The sequence below is a fragment of the Bradyrhizobium sp. LA2.1 genome (assembly GCF_040547725.1).
In the GTDB taxonomy this organism is placed as follows: domain Bacteria; phylum Pseudomonadota; class Alphaproteobacteria; order Rhizobiales; family Xanthobacteraceae; genus Bradyrhizobium; species Bradyrhizobium barranii.
Genome location: NZ_JBEPQI010000002.1, coordinates 385,578 through 402,464 on the forward strand (window position 1 = coordinate 385,578; position 16,887 = coordinate 402,464).

Consider the following 16,887-nt stretch of genomic DNA (forward strand, 5'->3'; position numbering starts at 1 on the left):
ACGAATCCCCACCAGCGCCCCAATGCAGGCCGGAAGTCCGGCTGCCCAACCAATCCCCGATCAGGGGATCCCCAAGGTCGGCCAACCACCTCTACCACCGGCTTACTCTCTCACTACCATCCCTTTGATCCATCAACAAAATGGCTGCCCCGTGGCGCCGTCAATATATGGTTAATATTTCCCTCGTTGTGGCCCGGCGGCCACGGGGGTGCTTGGCAGCCACCGCGCCGGTGGCCCATAGTGGGGAAAGTCCAGTGAATCGTCGTTCAGCTCCGGCCCGTGGCCGGGTCCGCCCAGCGACGAAAAGCCCGATGTTTTGAAGGAGTTACCCATGTCCGATGCCATCAAGGTCGGCTTCGTCCCGTTGTCTGCTGCCGCCCGTGGCATCCTGGTCGTGTTCTGCGACGACACTCTGAAGCTCGGTCCGGCGACGGCCAAGGCACTCGGCGGCGCCACTGAGCTGGTCAAGCGGGCGGCCTCCGCCGCCGGCTTCAAGGGCAAAAGCGGCGCCGCGCTGGACATCCTGGCGCCGGAGGGGGTGAAGGCTACCCGCCTGGTCGTGATCGGCGCCGGCAAGGCGGCGAGCCTGAAGGCGAACGACTTCCTCAAATTCGGCGGCGTGGCGGCGAGCAAGCTTTCGGCCGCTGCCGCTGCCATGACCATCATCGCGGAACTTCCTGATGGCGCCATGACCAGCGAGCAGGCGGTTGCGATCGCCTCGGGCCTGCGGCTGCGCGCCTACAAGTTCGATCGCTACAAGACGAAAAAGAAAGACGGCGAGGAGGGCGGCTTGCGCGCCGACGTCTCGCTTGCGGTCGGCGATGCCACCGCGGCGAAGAAGGCGTTTGGCTCGGCCGGCCATGTCGTCGACGGCGTGATCATCGCGCGCGACCTCGTCAACGAGCCGCCGAACGTGCTTTTCCCCGAGGAGTTCGCGCGCCGCGCGGGCCTGCTCCGCAAGCTCGGCGTCAAGGTCGAGGTGCTCGACGTCAAGGCGATGGACAAGCTCGGCATGGGCGCGCTGCTCGGTGTCGGCCAGGGCTCGTCGCGGCCAAGCCGCACCGTGATCATGCGCTGGGACGGCGGCAAGAAGGGCGAGGCACCGGTCGCCTTTGTCGGCAAGGGCGTTTGCTTCGACACCGGCGGCATTTCGATCAAGCCGGCCGGCAGCATGGAGGACATGAAGGGCGACATGGGCGGTGCCGCCTGCGTCGTTGGCCTGATGCATGCGCTGGCGGCGCGCAAGGCCAAGGCCAATGTGGTCGGCGCCATCGGCCTCGTCGAGAACATGCCCGACGGCAATGCGCAGCGGCCGGGCGACATCGTCACCTCGATGTCGGGCCAGACCATCGAGATCATCAACACCGACGCCGAAGGCCGCCTCGTGCTGGCCGACGTGCTCTGGTACGTGGCGAAAAAGACCAAGCCGAAATTCATGGTGGATCTGGCGACGCTGACCGGCGCGATCATGGTCGCGCTCGGCACCGAGCATGCCGGCATGTTCTCCAACAATGACGAACTCGCCGACCGTCTGCTCGCGGCCGGCATCGAGAGCGGGGAGAAGGTCTGGCGCATGCCGCTCGGCCCCGAATACGACAAGCTGATCGATTCCCAGTTCGCCGACATGAAGAACACCGGTGGCCGCCATGGCGGCTCGATCACCGCGGCGCAGTTCCTGCAGCGCTTCGTCGACGGTACGCCCTGGGCGCATCTCGACATCGCCGGCACGGCGATGGGGGCGCCGAAGACCGACATCAACCAGAGCTGGGGAAGCGGCTATGGTGTCCGTTTGCTCGACCGTCTGGTCGCCGACCACTACGAGCGCAAATGATCTGAGATGACCGAAGTCCTTTTCTACCATCTGCAAAACATGACGGTGGAGAACGTGTTGCCGCCGCTTCTCGAGAAGTCGCTCGAGCGCGGCTGGCGCGTCGTGGTGCAGTCGACCTCGCCGGAGCGCGCCGATGCGCTCGACGCGCACCTATGGACCTACCGCGACGATTCCTTCCTGCCGCACGCGACATGGCGCGTGAACGATGCCGCCGATCAGCCGATCGTGCTGGCGATCGAGGAGGACAATCCCAACGGCGCCAATGTCCGCTTCCTGGTCGACAACGCCGCGCTGCCGCAGGACGCGCAGGGCTATGAGCGCATGGTGCTGCTGTTCAACGGCGACGATCCGGACGCGCTGGCGTTTGCCCGGAGCGCCTGGACGGATTGCAAGGCGCGGGGATTTGATGTCACCTATTGGCAGGCCGACGAACGGGGCCGTTGGCAGCGCCGGAATTAGCGGTCGTTTGCAATTAATGATAATTTGCACTTTTCGGGCGATGCTGGCTTTTGTCACCTTCGTGCCGCAAAGTGATGTTGGGACAATCGCTTAGGGCCGGTCCTTCATGCGGGGAATTTAGTTTATCGTGCGACATCAAAAGCTTCCCAGCTCGCTCATAGTTGCGTTGGCTGCCGTAGCACCGCTGCTCGCGGGCTGCTCGGGGACCGACCTGTTGTCCAAGGATGCCCAGTGGTTCAACACGCCGAGCCGCCTGTTCATCAAGAGCATCTCAATCGAATCGCCACCGTTGACCCCCGACAAGCCCGTGACGGCCGAGGATCTGGTCAGCGCCGACGGCGCCTGTCCCGGCATGACGCCGCCCCCTGGGCCGGCTGACGCCAATGCTTCGACGACGGCGCCGGCGCCCATGGGCGGCACGGTCGCGCTCGGTCACACCGAATGCGATGTGGTGCGCGGCATCGGGGCGCCCTCGACCGTCAATCTCTCCAGTGACGCCGCCGGTCGGCGCGTTGCCGTGGTCACCTGGAGCACCGGTCCGCGCGCAGGCATCTACACCTTCACGTCCGGCCGTCTGTCCTCGATCGAGGGCACGCCGGAAGCGCCTGTCATGCCGAAGGCGACCAAGCCGAAGCCGAAGAAGAAGTCGGCGTAAGCCGAACTCTCGCGTCCCGGACGCGCTGCAGCGCCATCAGCGCGTCCACGCGCGTCTTCGACGCGCTATGGGCTGCTGCGCAGAGCCGGGACCAGGTCTCTCTCGATCAAGTCTCTCTCGATCCAGTCTCTCTCGATCATGAGCCCCGGCTCAGCAGCGCACCACTATCGTGCTGCGCCGTGTCCGGCGCACGAGAGCACCGATCGAATTCGCCATCTCATCAAAACGAATGCGTCGTCGCTTCGAGCTGTGGCTTCTGCGCGCGCATCAATGCGTTGGTGGGATTCGCGCGCCTTCGAAAGTCACGCTGCCGTTATACGTGATCGGCAATTCGTGATGTGAGAGCGTTTGCATCCGCTTTCGAAACCAGCCCGGAGGAAAACTGGAGGAAATCTCCAGAATAATCACGCGCGTCTAAAGCAGTGCTTCAAGTAAGACATCCGCACCACTGCTACGCATCGAGGGGAGGGGCTAGATCGATCGAAGGAATATTTGAATGTCTACTACCTCTGTTTTCTCCCCGGTTACGGGCCAGCTCACCATTTTCGGCGACAGCGCCAATAACGGCGTCGTGATCAGCCGCGACAAGTCGGGCCGCATTCTCATCAATAACGGGCAGGTGAAGACGATCGGTGGCGATCCCACTGTGGCCAACACCAATGAGATCGACATCTTCGGTCAGGGCGGCGACGACACGATCACCGTTAACGAATCCAACGGCCCGATGCCCGCGGTGCACATTTTCGGCGGCGACGGCAATGACAGGATCACGGGCGGCTCGGGTGCCGATTTGCTGTTTGGGCAGGCCGGCGACGACACGATCAAGGGCGGCGGCGGCAACGATCTGCTGTTCGGCGGCGCGGGGAACGACACGCTGGACGGCGGCAGCGGCGACAACCAGTTGTTCGGCGAAGCCGGCAACGACCTCATGATCTGGAATCCGGGGGGCGGCACCAACCTGTTCGAGGGCGGTGACGGCAACGACACCGCGCAGATCAACGGAAGCAATGACCCGGAGACGTTCACGATCACGGCGAACGGCACGCGCGTGCGATTCGACGGGACGGGCGCGGCGCCATTTTCGCTCGACATCGGCACGACGGAGAATCTTGTGCTGCACGCCGGCGGCGGCGACGACGTCATCACCGCAAGCAATGGACTCGCCAGCCTGATCTCGCTGACGCTCGACGGCGGCGCCGGCAACGACAGGATCACCGGCGGCGACGGCAACGACCTCCTGATCGGCGGCAGCGGCGACGACATCGTCAATGGCGGACGCGGCAACGACGTCGCGCAATTAGGGACGGGCGACGACACCTTCATCTGGAATCCCGGCGACGGCAGCGACACGGTCGAAGGCGGATCGGGCAACGACAAACTGCTGTTCAACGGAGCCAACATCAACGAGACCATCGACATCTCGGCCAATGGTGGCCGGGTGCGCTTCACCCGCGACGTCGCCAACATCACGATGGACCTCAACAGCATCGAGCAGATCGAATTCGATGCACGCGGCGGCGCCGACAACATCACCGTCGGCGATCTCTCCGGGACCGGCGTCAAGCAGGTGCTGGTCGATCTCGGAGCCGTTCCCGGCGGCACGCAAGGCGACGGCGCGGCCGACACGGTGACCGTCAACGGCACTAACGGCGGCCAGCACATCGAGGTCACGTCCAACGGGACGACCGTGACGGTGACGGGCCTGCCCGAAGTCGTGACGATCGCGAATGCGGAAGCTGCCAACGACCGGCTGGTGATCCAGGCGCTCGGCGGCAACGACGTCATCGATGCATCGCTACTTGCTGCGGCGATTGGGCTGACCATCGACGGCGGCGCGGGCAACGATACCATCACCGGCAGTCAGGGCGCCGACACCCTGATCGGCGGCGACGGAAACGATAAGGTCACCGGTGGCCGCGGCAACGACGTCGCTCTTCTCGGCGCAGGCGACGACCTCTTCACGTGGAATCCCGGTGATGGTAGCGACACCGTCGAAGGTGGCGCGGGAACGGATACGCTGGTGTTCAACGGCTCCAACGTCGCCGAGAACATGTCGATCTCGGCGAATGGCGGCCGCGCGCTTCTCACCCGCGACGTCGGCGCCATCACCATGGATCTCAACGGCGTCGAGCATGTGCAGATCGCTGCCGCCGGCGGCGCCGACAACATCACCGTCAACGATCTCTCCGGCACCGGCGTCACGCAGGTGGCGATCGACCTCAGTGCCGGCCCCGGCAGCCAGAGTGGTGACGGTGCGGCAGATCGTGTGACCGTGAACGGCACCGCAGGCGATGACAACATCTCGATCACGACCTCTGGCGGATCGATCGTTGTCAACGGCCTTGCGGCGCAGGTGACCATCGCTCACGCCGATGCCGGTGACGTCCTGACCGTCAACGGCGGAGGCGGTAACGACGTCATCAATGCCTCGTCCATCAAGGCCGGGCAGCCGTTCAGCCTCAACATCAACGGCGGTGACGGCAACGACACCATCACCGGCAGTGCCGGCAATGACATTGTGAACGGCGGCCGTGGCAACGACGTTGCCAATCTCGGCGCCGGCGATGATACCTTCGTCTGGAATCCCGGCGACGGCAGCGACATTGTCGAAGGCGGCAAGGGCACCGATACGCTGCTGTTCAACGGCGCCAACATCAACGAGAACATCAACATCTCGGCCAATGGCGGCCGGGTGCTGTTCACCCGCGATGTTGCTGCCATCGCGATGGACCTGAACGGCGTCGAGCATATCAACTTCAACGCCCTCGGTGGTGCCGACAACATCACGGTTGGCGACCTCTCCGGGACCGGCGTGAATCAGGTCAACCTCGACCTCGGCGCCAATGACGGCGCCGCGGATACGGTGACGATCAACGGAACCAGCGGCAGCGACGTCATCACGGTGACCGAGCACGACGGCATCATCACGGTGTCGGGGCTTGGTCAGGACATCAACATCACCGATGCCGGCACAGGCGATAGGATCGTGATCAACGGCCTCGATGGCGACGACGTCATCACGGCCTCCGGTCTGCACGGCGGCATCCAGCTCGTCGCCAATGGCGGCAATGGCGATGACGTCCTCATCGGCAGCCCCGGCAACGACACGCTCGCGGGCGGGGCGGGTGACGACGTGCTGATCGGTGGCGGCGGACAGGACGTCCTCGACGGTGGCCCCGGCAACAACGTCGTCATCAACGGGGGCGGGGCGATGGCGGCCGCGATGCTGCTCAACCAGGCCATGGCGGCAAACCTCGTTCCGGCAGGTGACGGTCATGGCGAGATGCCATTGCCCGATCCGCACGCGGCACAGAGCCAGACCCTCGCACCGCCGCAGCACGCCTGACACTAGGCTCCGGCCCGGAGAACGCCCATGACCACGAACGCGGTCTCGACCGATACGGGGTTGGACGCGCTGCTCACCCTGCTGCATTTGCAGGGTGTTGCGGCCGACCGCGACCAGCTCAAGCACCGGACCGGAACGGCTATCTTTGGCGCAGCGGAGATCATCCGCTGCGCCAAATCTCTCGGCCTCAAGGCACGAACCTATCGAACGCAGTGGAGTCGTCTGTCGGGCAGCCCGCTGCCGGCGATCGCGATGCTGCGCGACGGCAGCTTCATGGTCATCGCAAAGGCCTCCGCTGACAAGGTGCTGGTGCAATCGCCGCAGGCCCAGCGCCCGGTGCTGATGGAGCGCGACGAGCTGTGCGCGATCTGGGACGGCGGACTGATCCTGATGGCCCGGCGCGCCGGGCTCTCCGACCTCGGGCGCCATTTCGACATCACCTGGTTCATCGGCGCGATCGGCAAGTACCGGCGGCTGTTCGGCGAGGTGCTGGCCGCCTCGTTCTTTCTCCAGCTCTTCGCGCTGATCTCGCCGCTGTTCTTCCAGGTCGTGATCGACAAGGTGCTGGTGCATCGCTCGCTGTCCACGCTCGACGTGCTTGTCATCGGTCTCGTCGTCGTCTCGCTGTTCGACACGGTGCTGGGTATCCTGCGTAATTATCTGTTTGCGCATACGACCAATCGCATCGACGTGGAGCTGGGGGCGCGGCTGTTCCACCACCTTCTGGCATTGCCGATGGCATGGTTTCAGGCGCGGCGCGTCGGTGATTCCGTGGCGCGGGTTCGCGAGCTCGAGAACATTCGCAATTTCATCACCAGCTCGTCGCTGACGCTGCTCATCGACCTGTTCTTCACCTCGGTATTCCTGGCGGTGATGTTCGCCTATTCGCCGCTGATGAGCTGCATCGTGCTGGCGTCGTTCCCGTTCTACATCGCGATCTCGGCGGTGGCGACGCCACTGTTTCGCCGCAGGCTGGACGAGAAATTCCGCCGCGGCGCCGAGAACCAGGCGTTCCTCGTCGAAAGCGTCAGCGGCATCGAGACGCTCAAGGCGATGGCGGTCGAGCCGCAGATGCAGCGCCGTTGGGAAGAGCAGCTCGCCGGCTACGTCTCGGCGAGTTTTGGTGTCACCAGCCTCGGCAACACCGCAAGCCAGCTCGTCCAGTTCGTCAGCAAGGTCGTGACCGCCGCCATTCTCTATGTCGGCGCGCGCCTCGTGATCGGCGACGCATTGACCGTCGGCGAGCTCGTAGCCTTCAACATTTTTGCGGGGCGCGTTTCGGCGCCCGTGCTGCGGCTGGCCCAGGTCTGGCAGGATTTTCACCAGGCGCGGCTCTCGATCGCGCGGCTTGGCGACATCCTCAACAGCGCGGCAGAGCCGGCTTATTCGGCGGCGCGTGCGGGGCTGCCGCCGATCCGGGGCAATATCCGGTTCGAGCACGTGTCGTTCCGCTACCGGCTCGATGGGCCGGAAATCCTGCATGACGTCTCGTTCGATGTTCCGGCCGGGCAAACCGTCGGCATCGTCGGATCGTCGGGCTCGGGCAAGAGCACGTTCGCCAAGCTGGTGCAGCGGCTCTACGTTCCGCAAGGCGGCCGCGTGCTAATCGACGGAATGGATCTGGTGATGACCGATCCGGCCTGGCTCCGCCGCCAGATCGGCGTGGTGCTCCAGGACAACATGCTGTTCAACCGCTCGGTGCGCGACAACATCGCGCTGGCCGATCCGACCCTGCCGATGGATCGCATCATGGACGCAGCAAAACTTGCGGGCGCGCATGATTTCATTCTGGAGCTTCCCGAAGGCTACGACACTGTCGTCGGCGAGCGCGGCTCGACGCTCTCGGGCGGGCAGCGCCAGCGCATCGCGATCGCCCGCGCATTGGTGACCAATCCCCGCATCCTGATCTTCGATGAAGCGACCAGCGCGCTCGACTATGAAAGCGAGCGGATCATCCATGAGAACATGAAGGAGATCGCGAGGGGCCGCACCGTTCTGATCATCGCGCATCGGCTGTCCACCGTTCGCGGCGCCGATCGCATCTTCACGCTGGAGCGCGGCCGTCTGGTCGAGGACGGCACGCATGACGCGTTGATCAAGACCGGTGGCCGATACGCGGCCCTGCATCGTCTCCAGGGAGGGATCTATGAGGTCGGCTAGCGCGGTGCCGGCCCCGCGGCCGGAGCAGACCGTCGTTCCCTTCCGGAAAGCGAAGAGGCGGCGCACGGAAGAGATCGCCTTCCTGCCCGCGGCGCTGGAGATTGCCGAGGCGCCACCGTCACCGATCGGCCGGGCCATCGCGATCGCCCTGATGCTCCTTGTCTGCGCGGCACTCGCGTGGTCGGCATGGGGCACGATCGACATCGTGGCGTCCGCAACCGGGAAGGTGGTGTCGAGCGGGCGAAGCAAGGTGGTCCAGCCGTTCGAGACCGGGGTGGTGCGCGCCATCCACGTGCAGGACGGGCAGGCGGTCAAATCGGGCGACGTGCTGATCGAGCTCGATCCGACCGTGAATGCCGCGGAGCGCGATCACCTGCATGACGATCTCATGGCCGAACGGCTGAATGTCGCGCGTCTCCGTGCCGCGCTTGCAAGCGGCGAAGACGCCTTCGCCGATCTCGTCGTGCCTGGAGACGCCGACCTCGCACTGGTCGCGACGCAGCGGCAGCTTCTCGTAAGTCAAGTCGGCGAGCATCGCGCCAAATTAGCTGCGCTGTCGCGCCAGCAGGCGCAGAAGGAGGCCGAGCACCAGACCATCGCGGCGACGATCCACAAGCTGGATGCGTTGCTCCCCGTCACCCAGCAGCGCGTCGATATCCGCAAGATTCTGATGGAGAAGGAAATCGGCTCGAAACTGACATACTACGAGACCCTTCAGCTTCTGATCGAGCAGCAGGAGGAGCTTCGTGTCCAGAGCAGCCATCTGAAGGAAGCCGAGGCGGCCGTCGCCGCGATCCGGGAGACCCGCACCCAGGCCGTGGCGGAGTATCGCAAGAGCCTGTCCGACGAACTCGCCAAGAGCGAGCAGAAAGCCAATGGCGTCGCGCGGGATCTGATCAAGGCGCAGCAGCGGACCCGGCTCCAGCAGCTGACCTCGCCAGTCGACGGCGTGGTGCAGCAGCTTGCGGTCCACACCGTGGGCGGTGTGGTCACGCCCGCGCAATCGCTGCTCGTGATCGTGCCGTCAGATACGCGGCTCGAGGTCGAGGCGATGATCTCCAACCGCGACATCGGCTTCGTCGAGGCCGGGCAGGACGCCGCCGTCAAGATCGACACCTTCAACTTCACCCGCTACGGCCTGCTGGAGGGACGGGTGCTGAGCGTCTCGCAGGACGCCATTATCCGCGATCGTCCGCCGGGGAGCGACCGCGCGCTCGGGACGCCGCGCGACAGCAGCGAGCCCAACGGCCAGGAGCTGAGCTACAGCGCACGCATCTCGCTCGATCGCACGCAAATGCAGGTGGACGATCGCCTCGTCAGCCTGTCACCGGGAATGGCCGTGACAGTGGAGATCAGGACCGGCTCGCGCACCATTTTGAGCTACCTGTTATCGCCATTGCAGCGCTACCGGCATGAGATCATGCGGGAACGCTGATGTCTGCTGATTAAGCCAGGCGTTTCAACGGCTTGAGTGGTCTCACCGACGCTCCGGCCGCACCAGCCCCGCTACTGTGCATGGGGTTGTTTTTCAGATTTTGAGTCTAGCCCGCCGCTTCGTCGAACTGCGTGCTCGCCTCCAGCCACTGTTCCTCCGCACGCGCCAGCGCGTCGGCGGCGTTGGCGCGCGCCTTCGACAGTTGCGCGGCCTGCTTGGGATCCCGGGTGAAGATGTCGGGCAGGGCGAGCGCGGTGTCGATCTTGGTGATGATCTCGCTGACGCGGGCGATCTCGCTCTCGGCTTCCGCGATGCGCTTCTTCAGCGAACCCCGATTGTCCGATCTCGGGCGCTGCGGCTTCTCGCTCGCGGCGCTACGCTCGCGCGGGGCGGGCTCGCCGTTGCGCGCCGACAGCACCAGGCGGCGGTACTCGTCGAGGTCGCCGTCGTAATTGGTCACGGTCCGGTCGGCGACGATCCAGAGTTGGTCGGCGCAGGACTCAATCAGATAGCGGTCGTGCGAAACCATGATGACGGCGCCGGGGAATTCGTTGATCGCCTCCGCAAGCGCAGCGCGGCTGTCGATGTCGAGATGGTTGGTCGGCTCGTCCAGAATGATCATGTTGGGGCCGAAGAAGGTCGCCAGCCCCAGCAGCAAGCGCGCCTTCTCGCCGCCAGATAATTTCCCGACCTTGGTATCGGCTGCCTTGCCGGAGAATCCGATGGCGCCGGCGCGTGCGCGCACCTTGGCCTCGGGCGCTTCACCCATAAGCTTGCGGACGTGGTCGTAGGTCGAGGCATCCTCGTTCAATTCGTCGAGCTGGTGCTGGGCGAAATAGGCAATCGAGAGCTTGTCGGCACGCGTCACCTTGCCCGAGAACGGTGCGAGGCGGCCCGCGAGCAGTTTCACCAGCGTCGACTTGCCGTTGCCGTTGGAACCAAGGAGCGCGATGCGGTCGTCATTGTCGACGCGCAAGGTGACGCGGTTAAGCACGGGCGTGTTCGGATCGTAGCCGACCACGACGTTGTCGGCGGCGATGATCGGCGGCGACAGGATTTTCTCCGGCGCGGGAAAGCTGATTTCGCGCACGTCCTGGGTGACCAGCGCCGTGATCGGCTTCAGCCGCTCCAGCATTTTTACACGAGATTGCGCCTGGCGGGCTTTCGAGGCTTTCGCCTTGAAGCGGTCGACGAAGGACTGCAGACGGGCGCGTTCGGCTTCCTGGCGCTTGACCGCCTTGGCATCGAGCAGCTCGCGCATGGCCCGTTGCTCCTCGAAGGAGGAATAGGTGCCCTTGTAGAGCGTGAGCTTGCCGCGCTCCAGATGCAGGATCTGGTCGACCGAGCTTTCCAGCAGGTCGCGGTCATGGCTGATCACGATCACCGTGCGCGGATAATGCGCAAGGTGATCCTCGAGCCACAGCGTGCCTTCGAGGTCGAGATAGTTGGTGGGCTCGTCGAGGAGCAGGAGGTCAGGGGCGGCGAACAGCGTGGCGGCGAGCGCAACGCGCATGCGCCAGCCGCCGGAGAATTCGGCGCAGGGGCGGAGCTGGTCGGTGGCGGAGAAGCCGAGGCCGGAGAGGATCGCGGCCGCACGGCTCGGCGCCGAATGGGCGTCGATGTCGACGAGGCGGGTCTGGATCTCGGCGATCCGGTGCGGGTCGGTCGCGCTCTCCGCTTCGTGAAGCAGCGCGTCGCGCTCGAGGTCGGCCTTGAGTACGACGGAGATCAGGCTCTCGGGGCCGTTCGGGGCCTCCTGCGCGAGGCTGCCGACGCGCCAGCGTGGCGGCAGGGTGACCGTGCCGTGCTCGGCCGCCAGCTCGCCGCGGATCACCTTGAACAGGGTCGACTTGCCGGTGCCGTTGCGCCCGACCATGCCGACGCGCGCGCCGGGCGTGATCTGCACGGAACTCTGGTCAATCAGAAGGCGTCCGGCAAGGCGGAGGGAGAGGTCGGTGATAGCAAGCATGCGGCCTTGTCACCGCAAGGCGCGTCGAACGCAACCCGTTTTTGCGTGAGCCTCACGTCAGTGCGAATCGCGGTCGCGCTGCTTCAACTCGTCGAGGAGCTGTTCGAGATGCGTCGGGAGCCGTGGTTCGGGGCGCAGGCTCTGCTGAAGCCGTTCGCCCACCGCATCGCAGATCGAGCGGCTGGTGCGCCGGTCGATCTGTTCGCTGTCATTGGCAAAAAGGCCAGCCATTGTGGGGTTCCGTGTTCTCAAAGTGATGACACGGTACCAAGCCCTTGGCCCCCCAAATGGTTTCGCCGCTCGCGGAGATTGCCCGGCACTCTAGTAAAAATTGCATGAAGCCGGGCAAAGGCCGCCCAAATACAAAGCCCCGGCGCAGGGGAACGCCGGGGCTTCGCTTGGAAGGTACCTGGGGGGCCTAGGTACCTCAGGAAGGTGCTGTCGGGCTCAGTTGCAGCGGTTGATCAGCCGCCAGCGGGGTCCCCAGGGGGTCGGGACCAGCCGGCGCCCGTAGCAGCCGCCATAACCGTAGGAGACGGGGCCGCCGGCATAGAAGCGCGGTCCACCCCAGCCGTGATGCCAGCCACCGCCGCCGCCGTGCCAGCCCCAGCCGCCATGCCAGTGAGCGGAGGCGGAGGTCGGCGCCAGCGCGGCACCCAGCGCAACCGCGGCGACAGCGGCAAGCGAAAGTTTCCTCAACATGGTGATCTCCTAAAGACTGCCGGCGCGGGGCTATCGCGTCGATGGAAAGGCCGCCGAAACGGTCTGCCTGATGATCGGGCTTTCGGTTTCGATAGGCCCGACCTTACGCCGGCGAAGCTGAACCGAACCCTGACGGGGGTTTCAGATTGGGTTCATCTGGATGAAATCGTTGTAATCCATGCTGGAATCCGGGGCGGGCCCTGCGGCGAAGCGCCTGTGAGGCCGTTTTTGCGGTCGCTTGCCGTCGGGCGATGGCGCCGATATAAGCCCGGCAACTCCGAACCACCGCTTTCTTCTCAAGGACAAGATTATGGCCATCGAACGCACTTTCTCGATCATCAAGCCCGATGCGACCGCGCGTAACCTGACCGGTGCGGTCAACGCCGTGATCGAGAAGGCGGGCCTGCGCATCGTCGCGCAGAAGCGCATCCGCATGACCAAGGAACAGGCCGAGACCTTCTATGCCGTGCACAAGGCGCGCCCGTTCTTCGGCGAGCTCGTCGAGTTCATGACCTCGGGCCCCGTGGTGGTCCAGGTGCTGGAAGCCGAGGGCGCCATTGCCAAGTACCGCGACGCGATGGGCGCGACCGATCCGTCCAAGGCCGCCGACGGCACCATCCGCAAGCTCTACGCAAAGTCGATCGGCGAGAATTCCGCTCACGGCTCGGATGCGCCGGAGACCGCCGCGATCGAAATCGCGCAGTTCTTCTCGGGCAACGAGATCGTCGGCTGATCAGCCGATAGGTTAATATCGACGGGGCGAAAGGACGTATTGTGAACTGGCTCTGGCAGGTCTTCGATCCCGCTACGATCGGGGCATTCTTCACCCAGTTTCGCAACGAGATGGCCGAACCGACCTTCTGGATTGCGGTCGGCAAGATCATCTGGATCAACATCCTGCTCTCCGGCGACAACGCGCTGGTGATTGCGCTCGCCTGCCGCGGCCTCAAACCGCGGCACCGGCTGTGGGGCATGATCTTCGGCGCCGGCGCAGCCGTGCTGCTGCGGATCATCTTCACCGGCATCGTCGCGAGCCTGATGGAGCTGCCGTACCTCAAGCTCGTCGGCGGTCTCGCGCTGATCGTGATCGCGGCGAAGCTCCTGGTGCCGGAGAACGAGGACGAGGAGGGCGTCGAGTCCGCCTCGCATCTGTGGCAGGCGGTGCAGATCGTCGTCGTCGCCGACATCGTCATGAGTCTCGACAACGTCATTGCGGTCGCCGCCGCCGCCAATGGCAGCGTGCCGCTGCTGATCCTCGGTCTCGCCATCAGCGTGCCGCTGATCGTCGCCGGTGCGGCCCTGATCATGGCACTGCTGGCAAAGCTGCCGGTTCTGGTCTGGGCGGGCGCAGCACTGCTCGGCTGGATCTCGGGCGAGGTGATCGCGACCGATCCCGGCATCGCGCCGAAGCTGCACACGCTGTTCGACGGCCCGCTCGGTGCCTCGCTGGACAGCATGCTCGGCGCGTTGCGCATCCCGCCCCAATTCGCCCATGGCGGCGGAGGCGGCGAATATCTGTGCGCAGCTCTCGGTGTCGTCGTCGTGCTGGTCGTCGGCTCCATCTGGCGCCGGCGTAGCCTGAGCCAGGCCGCGCTCGAATCCTCCGAGCGCCACGCCAAGGCCTCGGCGGAGTAATCTCTACGGCATGATCTGGTTTTGCTTGCCTCTTCCCGGCGGGGAGAGGTGTCGCGCGCGATCATTCCGACAGACGTTGCGACAGCAGCCGTCCCCACTGAACCGGTCATCATAGCTCCGCACGCCGGTGAGCATTGCCGCCCCATGGCGGACTCGCGCGTCAGGCGGTCACGCACAGTGCGGTCCGGCACTTCGTGAGTGACCCACAGCGCTCTCAACCTCTGCGCGATTTAGACTTTGACTTATTATAAACTACTGAAAACAAAGGCGTTTTTATTGACTTGGCGGCTCATGCCGCGGCACGTCGCTCCGGTATTTATTCCTGTCAAACCGGAAGCTGTTGAGAAATGTCTTCGAGAGCCACCTGCCGCCCTGTTGCTATTCTTGCCGCTACCGTCAAATCACATCCGAAGTTCTCCAGACCGATGGCTTTCGCGGCCTCTCTGGTCTCCATCGCCTTGTTCGGCGACGGCTTCCTTCACCGCATCAGCGCGCAAAGCGCTGCGCCGGAGACGGCGACAGCCTTGCCGGCGGTGACCGTCACTGCCGACGTGCCGAAGCAGCGTGCACGCCCGCGTTTGAACCCAAGTCGAAGGGCGGGCCGTCAAAGCGCGCCCGCGAATGAGCGGGCCAGGATGCAGGCGGAAGCGAAGCCCGCTGCCGCAAGGCCCGGCGCACTCCCGCCCTCCTACCCAGGTGGGCAGGTCGCCCGCGGAGGCCAGATCGGCTTGCTGGGCAACAGGGATTTCATGGACACGCCGTTCAACATCACCAGTTACACGGCGAAGAAGATCGAAGATCAGCAGGCCAGCACGATAGCCGACGTTGTCAGCAACGACCCTTCGGTCCGTTTCACCGGCCAGACCGGCGGCATTCTCGACTCCTTCTTCATCCGCGGCTTTCCGATCGGCGAGGGGAATGTCGGAGAAATTGCCTTCAACGGTGTCTACGGTGTTGCACCGAACTACCGTGTCTTCACCGACTACGTCGAACGGATCGAGATCATCAAGGGCCCGACCGCGCTGCTTTACGGGATGGCCCCGAACAGCAGCGTCGGGGGCACCATCAATATCGTCCCGAAGCGTGCCTCTGATGTCGATCTCACACGGGTTACGACCGACTACGCGACGAACAGCCAGTTCGGCACGCATCTCGACGTCAGCCGACGGTTCGGCGAGAACCGCGAATTCGGAATTCGCGTCAATGGCAGCTATCACAATGGTGATACGCCGCTGGACAACCAGAACCGGGAGGCGCATGTCGGCGCCGCCGCATTCGATTATCGCGGTGAGAAATTCAGAGCATCGCTCGACTTCATCGATCAGGAAGAAAAGTTCGACGCGCCCACGAGACCGTTTCTGGTCGCAACAGGCGTAGCTGTCCCGACCGCGCCGGTCGGGAGGCGCAATGTCACGCAGGCCTGGGAATGGGCCAAGGTTCATGACAACTCGCTGCTGGCGCGCGCCGAATACGATGTGACGGATTCCGTGACGGTGTTCGCCGACGGCGGTGGTGGCAGGACCCAGGTCGATCGCTTGTTCGGCACGCCGACGATCCTGAACGCGGCCGGCAACACCACGTCGACACCGGGACGCTTCAAATTCGATATCGACAGGAATGTCGCCGACGCCGGTGTGCGCGCCCGGTTTGAAACCGGCGCGATCAGTCACGCCGTGAGTTTCCAGGGCAGCTACTACACGGATCAGATCTCACGCGGCTCTGTGTCCGGGACGCCGGTTCTGTCCAACATCTATGCGCCGATCACCCGTCCTGAGCAGCTCGTTGCTGCTCCCGCGACTGTTCCGAAGCTTTCGGATACCGAACTGACCGGCCTGGCGCTGGCTGACACTTTGTCGGTTTTTCAGGAGCGCCTTCAGCTGACCGTCGGCGTGCGCCAGCAGGGGGTGAAGTCCAACAACTTCAATACCACCACGGGAGCGGTCACGTCCTCCTATGACCAGACGGCGCTCACGCCGATGATCGGCCTCGTCGTCAAGCCCTGGAGCAACGTTTCGCTCTACACCAACTACATCGAAGGGCTCAGCAAGGGCGACGTCGCACCGACGACCGCGAGCAATCAGGGGGAAGTTCTTGCGCCTTACTTCAGCAAGCAGCACGAGGCAGGCGTCAAGGTCGACTTCGGAATGCTGGCCACCACGATCAGCGTGTTCCAGATCACCAAGCCGTCGGGACAATTGGGGGTCGACAAGATCTTCCGGGCCGACGCCGAACAGCGCAATCGCGGCCTGGAGTTCACCGTATTCGGAGAGGTACAGCCGGGCATACGGGTCCTTGGCGGCGTGACGTTGATCGATGCGGAGCTGACAAAGACAAGCGCCCCAACCAATCTCGGCAAGACGCCGATCGGTGTGCCTCAGGTGCAGGCAAACCTGTCCGCCGAATGGGACACCCCGTTCGCACCCGGACTGACGCTGGTCGCAAACACCATCTATACGGGACACCAATATCTGGATGCGGCGAACACGCAGGTCGTTCCGGCCTGGACGAGGCTCGACCTCGGTGCCCGTTACAACACGCGGATCAACAACCGGCCGGTGACGATCCGGGCCCTGGTTCAGAACGTGTTCGATACCAATTACTGGGCTGGCGTGGCGAGCTTCTCCGCATTGTCGCATGGTGTACCGCGAACCCTGCTGCTGTCGATGTCGACGGATTTCTGAGGCGGGTCGGCTTT

General features: G+C 64.4%; 12 protein-coding genes. 9 read left to right on the forward strand and 3 right to left on the reverse strand.

The genetic code is table 11. The annotated features are described in order from the left end of the window. Positions 1 to 331: 331 nt before the first annotated feature. The 6 genes from ABIB95_RS04800 (at position 332) to ABIB95_RS04825 (ending at position 9,886) form a co-directional block, all read left to right on the forward strand. Positions 332 to 1,831: a leucyl aminopeptidase gene (locus ABIB95_RS04800; protein WP_354238063.1), complete on the forward strand. Its 1,500-nt coding sequence runs from the start codon at positions 332 to 334 to the stop codon at positions 1,829 to 1,831. 6 nt (positions 1,832 to 1,837) lie between these two features. Then, entirely contained in the window at positions 1,838 to 2,290 is a 453-nt protein-coding gene (locus ABIB95_RS04805; RefSeq protein ID WP_014495779.1) for a DNA polymerase III subunit chi, read from the forward strand. A 166-nt stretch (positions 2,291 to 2,456) separates the two neighbouring features. Further along, positions 2,457 to 2,945, forward strand: coding sequence for a hypothetical protein (locus ABIB95_RS04810; RefSeq protein WP_028147753.1), 489 nt, complete (start codon positions 2,457 to 2,459; stop codon positions 2,943 to 2,945). A gap of 496 nt (positions 2,946 to 3,441) precedes the next feature. Continuing rightward, the gene (locus tag ABIB95_RS04815) at positions 3,442 to 6,291 is read left to right on the forward strand and encodes a beta strand repeat-containing protein (RefSeq protein ID WP_354238064.1); all 2,850 of its coding nucleotides are present in this window, start codon (positions 3,442 to 3,444) and stop codon (positions 6,289 to 6,291) included. Positions 6,292 to 6,318: 27 nt separating this feature from the next. Continuing rightward, on the forward strand, positions 6,319 to 8,451 hold the full coding sequence (locus ABIB95_RS04820; RefSeq protein WP_354238065.1) for a type I secretion system permease/ATPase: 2,133 nt from the start codon (positions 6,319 to 6,321) through the stop codon (positions 8,449 to 8,451). Continuing rightward, a complete protein-coding gene (locus ABIB95_RS04825) occupies positions 8,438 to 9,886 on the forward strand; it encodes an HlyD family type I secretion periplasmic adaptor subunit (protein ID WP_354238066.1) in 1,449 nt (482 codons plus the stop codon). The genes ABIB95_RS04820 and ABIB95_RS04825 overlap by 14 nt, the downstream gene beginning before the upstream one ends. Before the next feature lie 106 nt (positions 9,887 to 9,992). On the opposite strand, the gene ABIB95_RS04830 is transcribed toward ABIB95_RS04825, so the two are convergent. The 3 genes from ABIB95_RS04830 to ABIB95_RS04840 all read right to left on the reverse strand — a co-directional run bounded on the left by ABIB95_RS04830 (position 9,993) and on the right by ABIB95_RS04840 (position 12,557). Continuing rightward, positions 9,993 to 11,855, reverse strand: coding sequence for an ABC-F family ATP-binding cassette domain-containing protein (locus tag ABIB95_RS04830; protein WP_354238067.1), 1,863 nt, complete (start codon positions 11,853 to 11,855; stop codon positions 9,993 to 9,995). Between the two features lie 57 nt (positions 11,856 to 11,912). Next, positions 11,913 to 12,086 (reverse strand): hypothetical protein, encoded by a 174-nt coding sequence (locus ABIB95_RS04835; RefSeq protein ID WP_166096073.1) that lies wholly within the window; start codon positions 12,084 to 12,086, stop codon positions 11,913 to 11,915. 216 nt (positions 12,087 to 12,302) lie between these two features. Further along, positions 12,303 to 12,557 (reverse strand): sulfur globule protein precursor, encoded by a 255-nt coding sequence (locus tag ABIB95_RS04840; RefSeq protein ID WP_354238068.1) that lies wholly within the window; start codon positions 12,555 to 12,557, stop codon positions 12,303 to 12,305. A gap of 310 nt (positions 12,558 to 12,867) precedes the next feature. Here ABIB95_RS04840 and ndk point away from each other — a divergent pair, with 310 nt between their 5' ends. The 3 genes from ndk to ABIB95_RS04855 all read left to right on the forward strand — a co-directional run bounded on the left by ndk (position 12,868) and on the right by ABIB95_RS04855 (position 16,873). Beyond that, positions 12,868 to 13,290, forward strand: a complete 423-nt coding sequence (gene ndk / locus ABIB95_RS04845; RefSeq protein WP_027535388.1) for a nucleoside-diphosphate kinase — start codon at positions 12,868 to 12,870, stop codon at positions 13,288 to 13,290. A 41-nt stretch (positions 13,291 to 13,331) separates the two neighbouring features. Continuing rightward, positions 13,332 to 14,192 carry a TerC family protein gene (locus ABIB95_RS04850; RefSeq protein ID WP_354238069.1) on the forward strand — a complete coding sequence of 287 codons (861 nt, stop codon included), beginning with the start codon at positions 13,332 to 13,334 and terminating at the stop codon, positions 14,190 to 14,192. Between the two features lie 635 nt (positions 14,193 to 14,827). Beyond that, on the forward strand, positions 14,828 to 16,873 hold the full coding sequence (locus ABIB95_RS04855; RefSeq protein WP_354238070.1) for a TonB-dependent receptor: 2,046 nt from the start codon (positions 14,828 to 14,830) through the stop codon (positions 16,871 to 16,873). Positions 16,874 to 16,887 lie beyond the last annotated feature (14 nt).

Bases quoted from the DNA above. Each gene is read 5' to 3' on its own strand.
- ABIB95_RS04840 (WP_354238068.1), bottom strand. From the start codon at position 12,557: ATGTTGAGGAAACTTTCGCTTGCCGCTGTCGCCGCGGTTGCGCTGGGT.
- ABIB95_RS04835 (WP_166096073.1), bottom strand. From the start codon at position 12,086: ATGGCTGGCCTTTTTGCCAATGACAGCGAACAGATCGACCGGCGCACC.
- ABIB95_RS04805 (WP_014495779.1), top strand. From the start codon at position 1,838: ATGACCGAAGTCCTTTTCTACCATCTGCAAAACATGACGGTGGAGAAC.
- ABIB95_RS04830 (WP_354238067.1), bottom strand. From the start codon at position 11,855: ATGCTTGCTATCACCGACCTCTCCCTCCGCCTTGCCGGACGCCTTCTG.
- ABIB95_RS04855 (WP_354238070.1), top strand. From the start codon at position 14,828: ATGCAGGCGGAAGCGAAGCCCGCTGCCGCAAGGCCCGGCGCACTCCCG.
- ABIB95_RS04815 (WP_354238064.1), top strand. From the start codon at position 3,442: ATGTCTACTACCTCTGTTTTCTCCCCGGTTACGGGCCAGCTCACCATT.
- ABIB95_RS04820 (WP_354238065.1), top strand. From the start codon at position 6,319: ATGACCACGAACGCGGTCTCGACCGATACGGGGTTGGACGCGCTGCTC.
- ABIB95_RS04825 (WP_354238066.1), top strand. From the start codon at position 8,438: ATGAGGTCGGCTAGCGCGGTGCCGGCCCCGCGGCCGGAGCAGACCGTC.
- ABIB95_RS04800 (WP_354238063.1), top strand. From the start codon at position 332: ATGTCCGATGCCATCAAGGTCGGCTTCGTCCCGTTGTCTGCTGCCGCC.
- ndk (WP_027535388.1), top strand. From the start codon at position 12,868: ATGGCCATCGAACGCACTTTCTCGATCATCAAGCCCGATGCGACCGCG.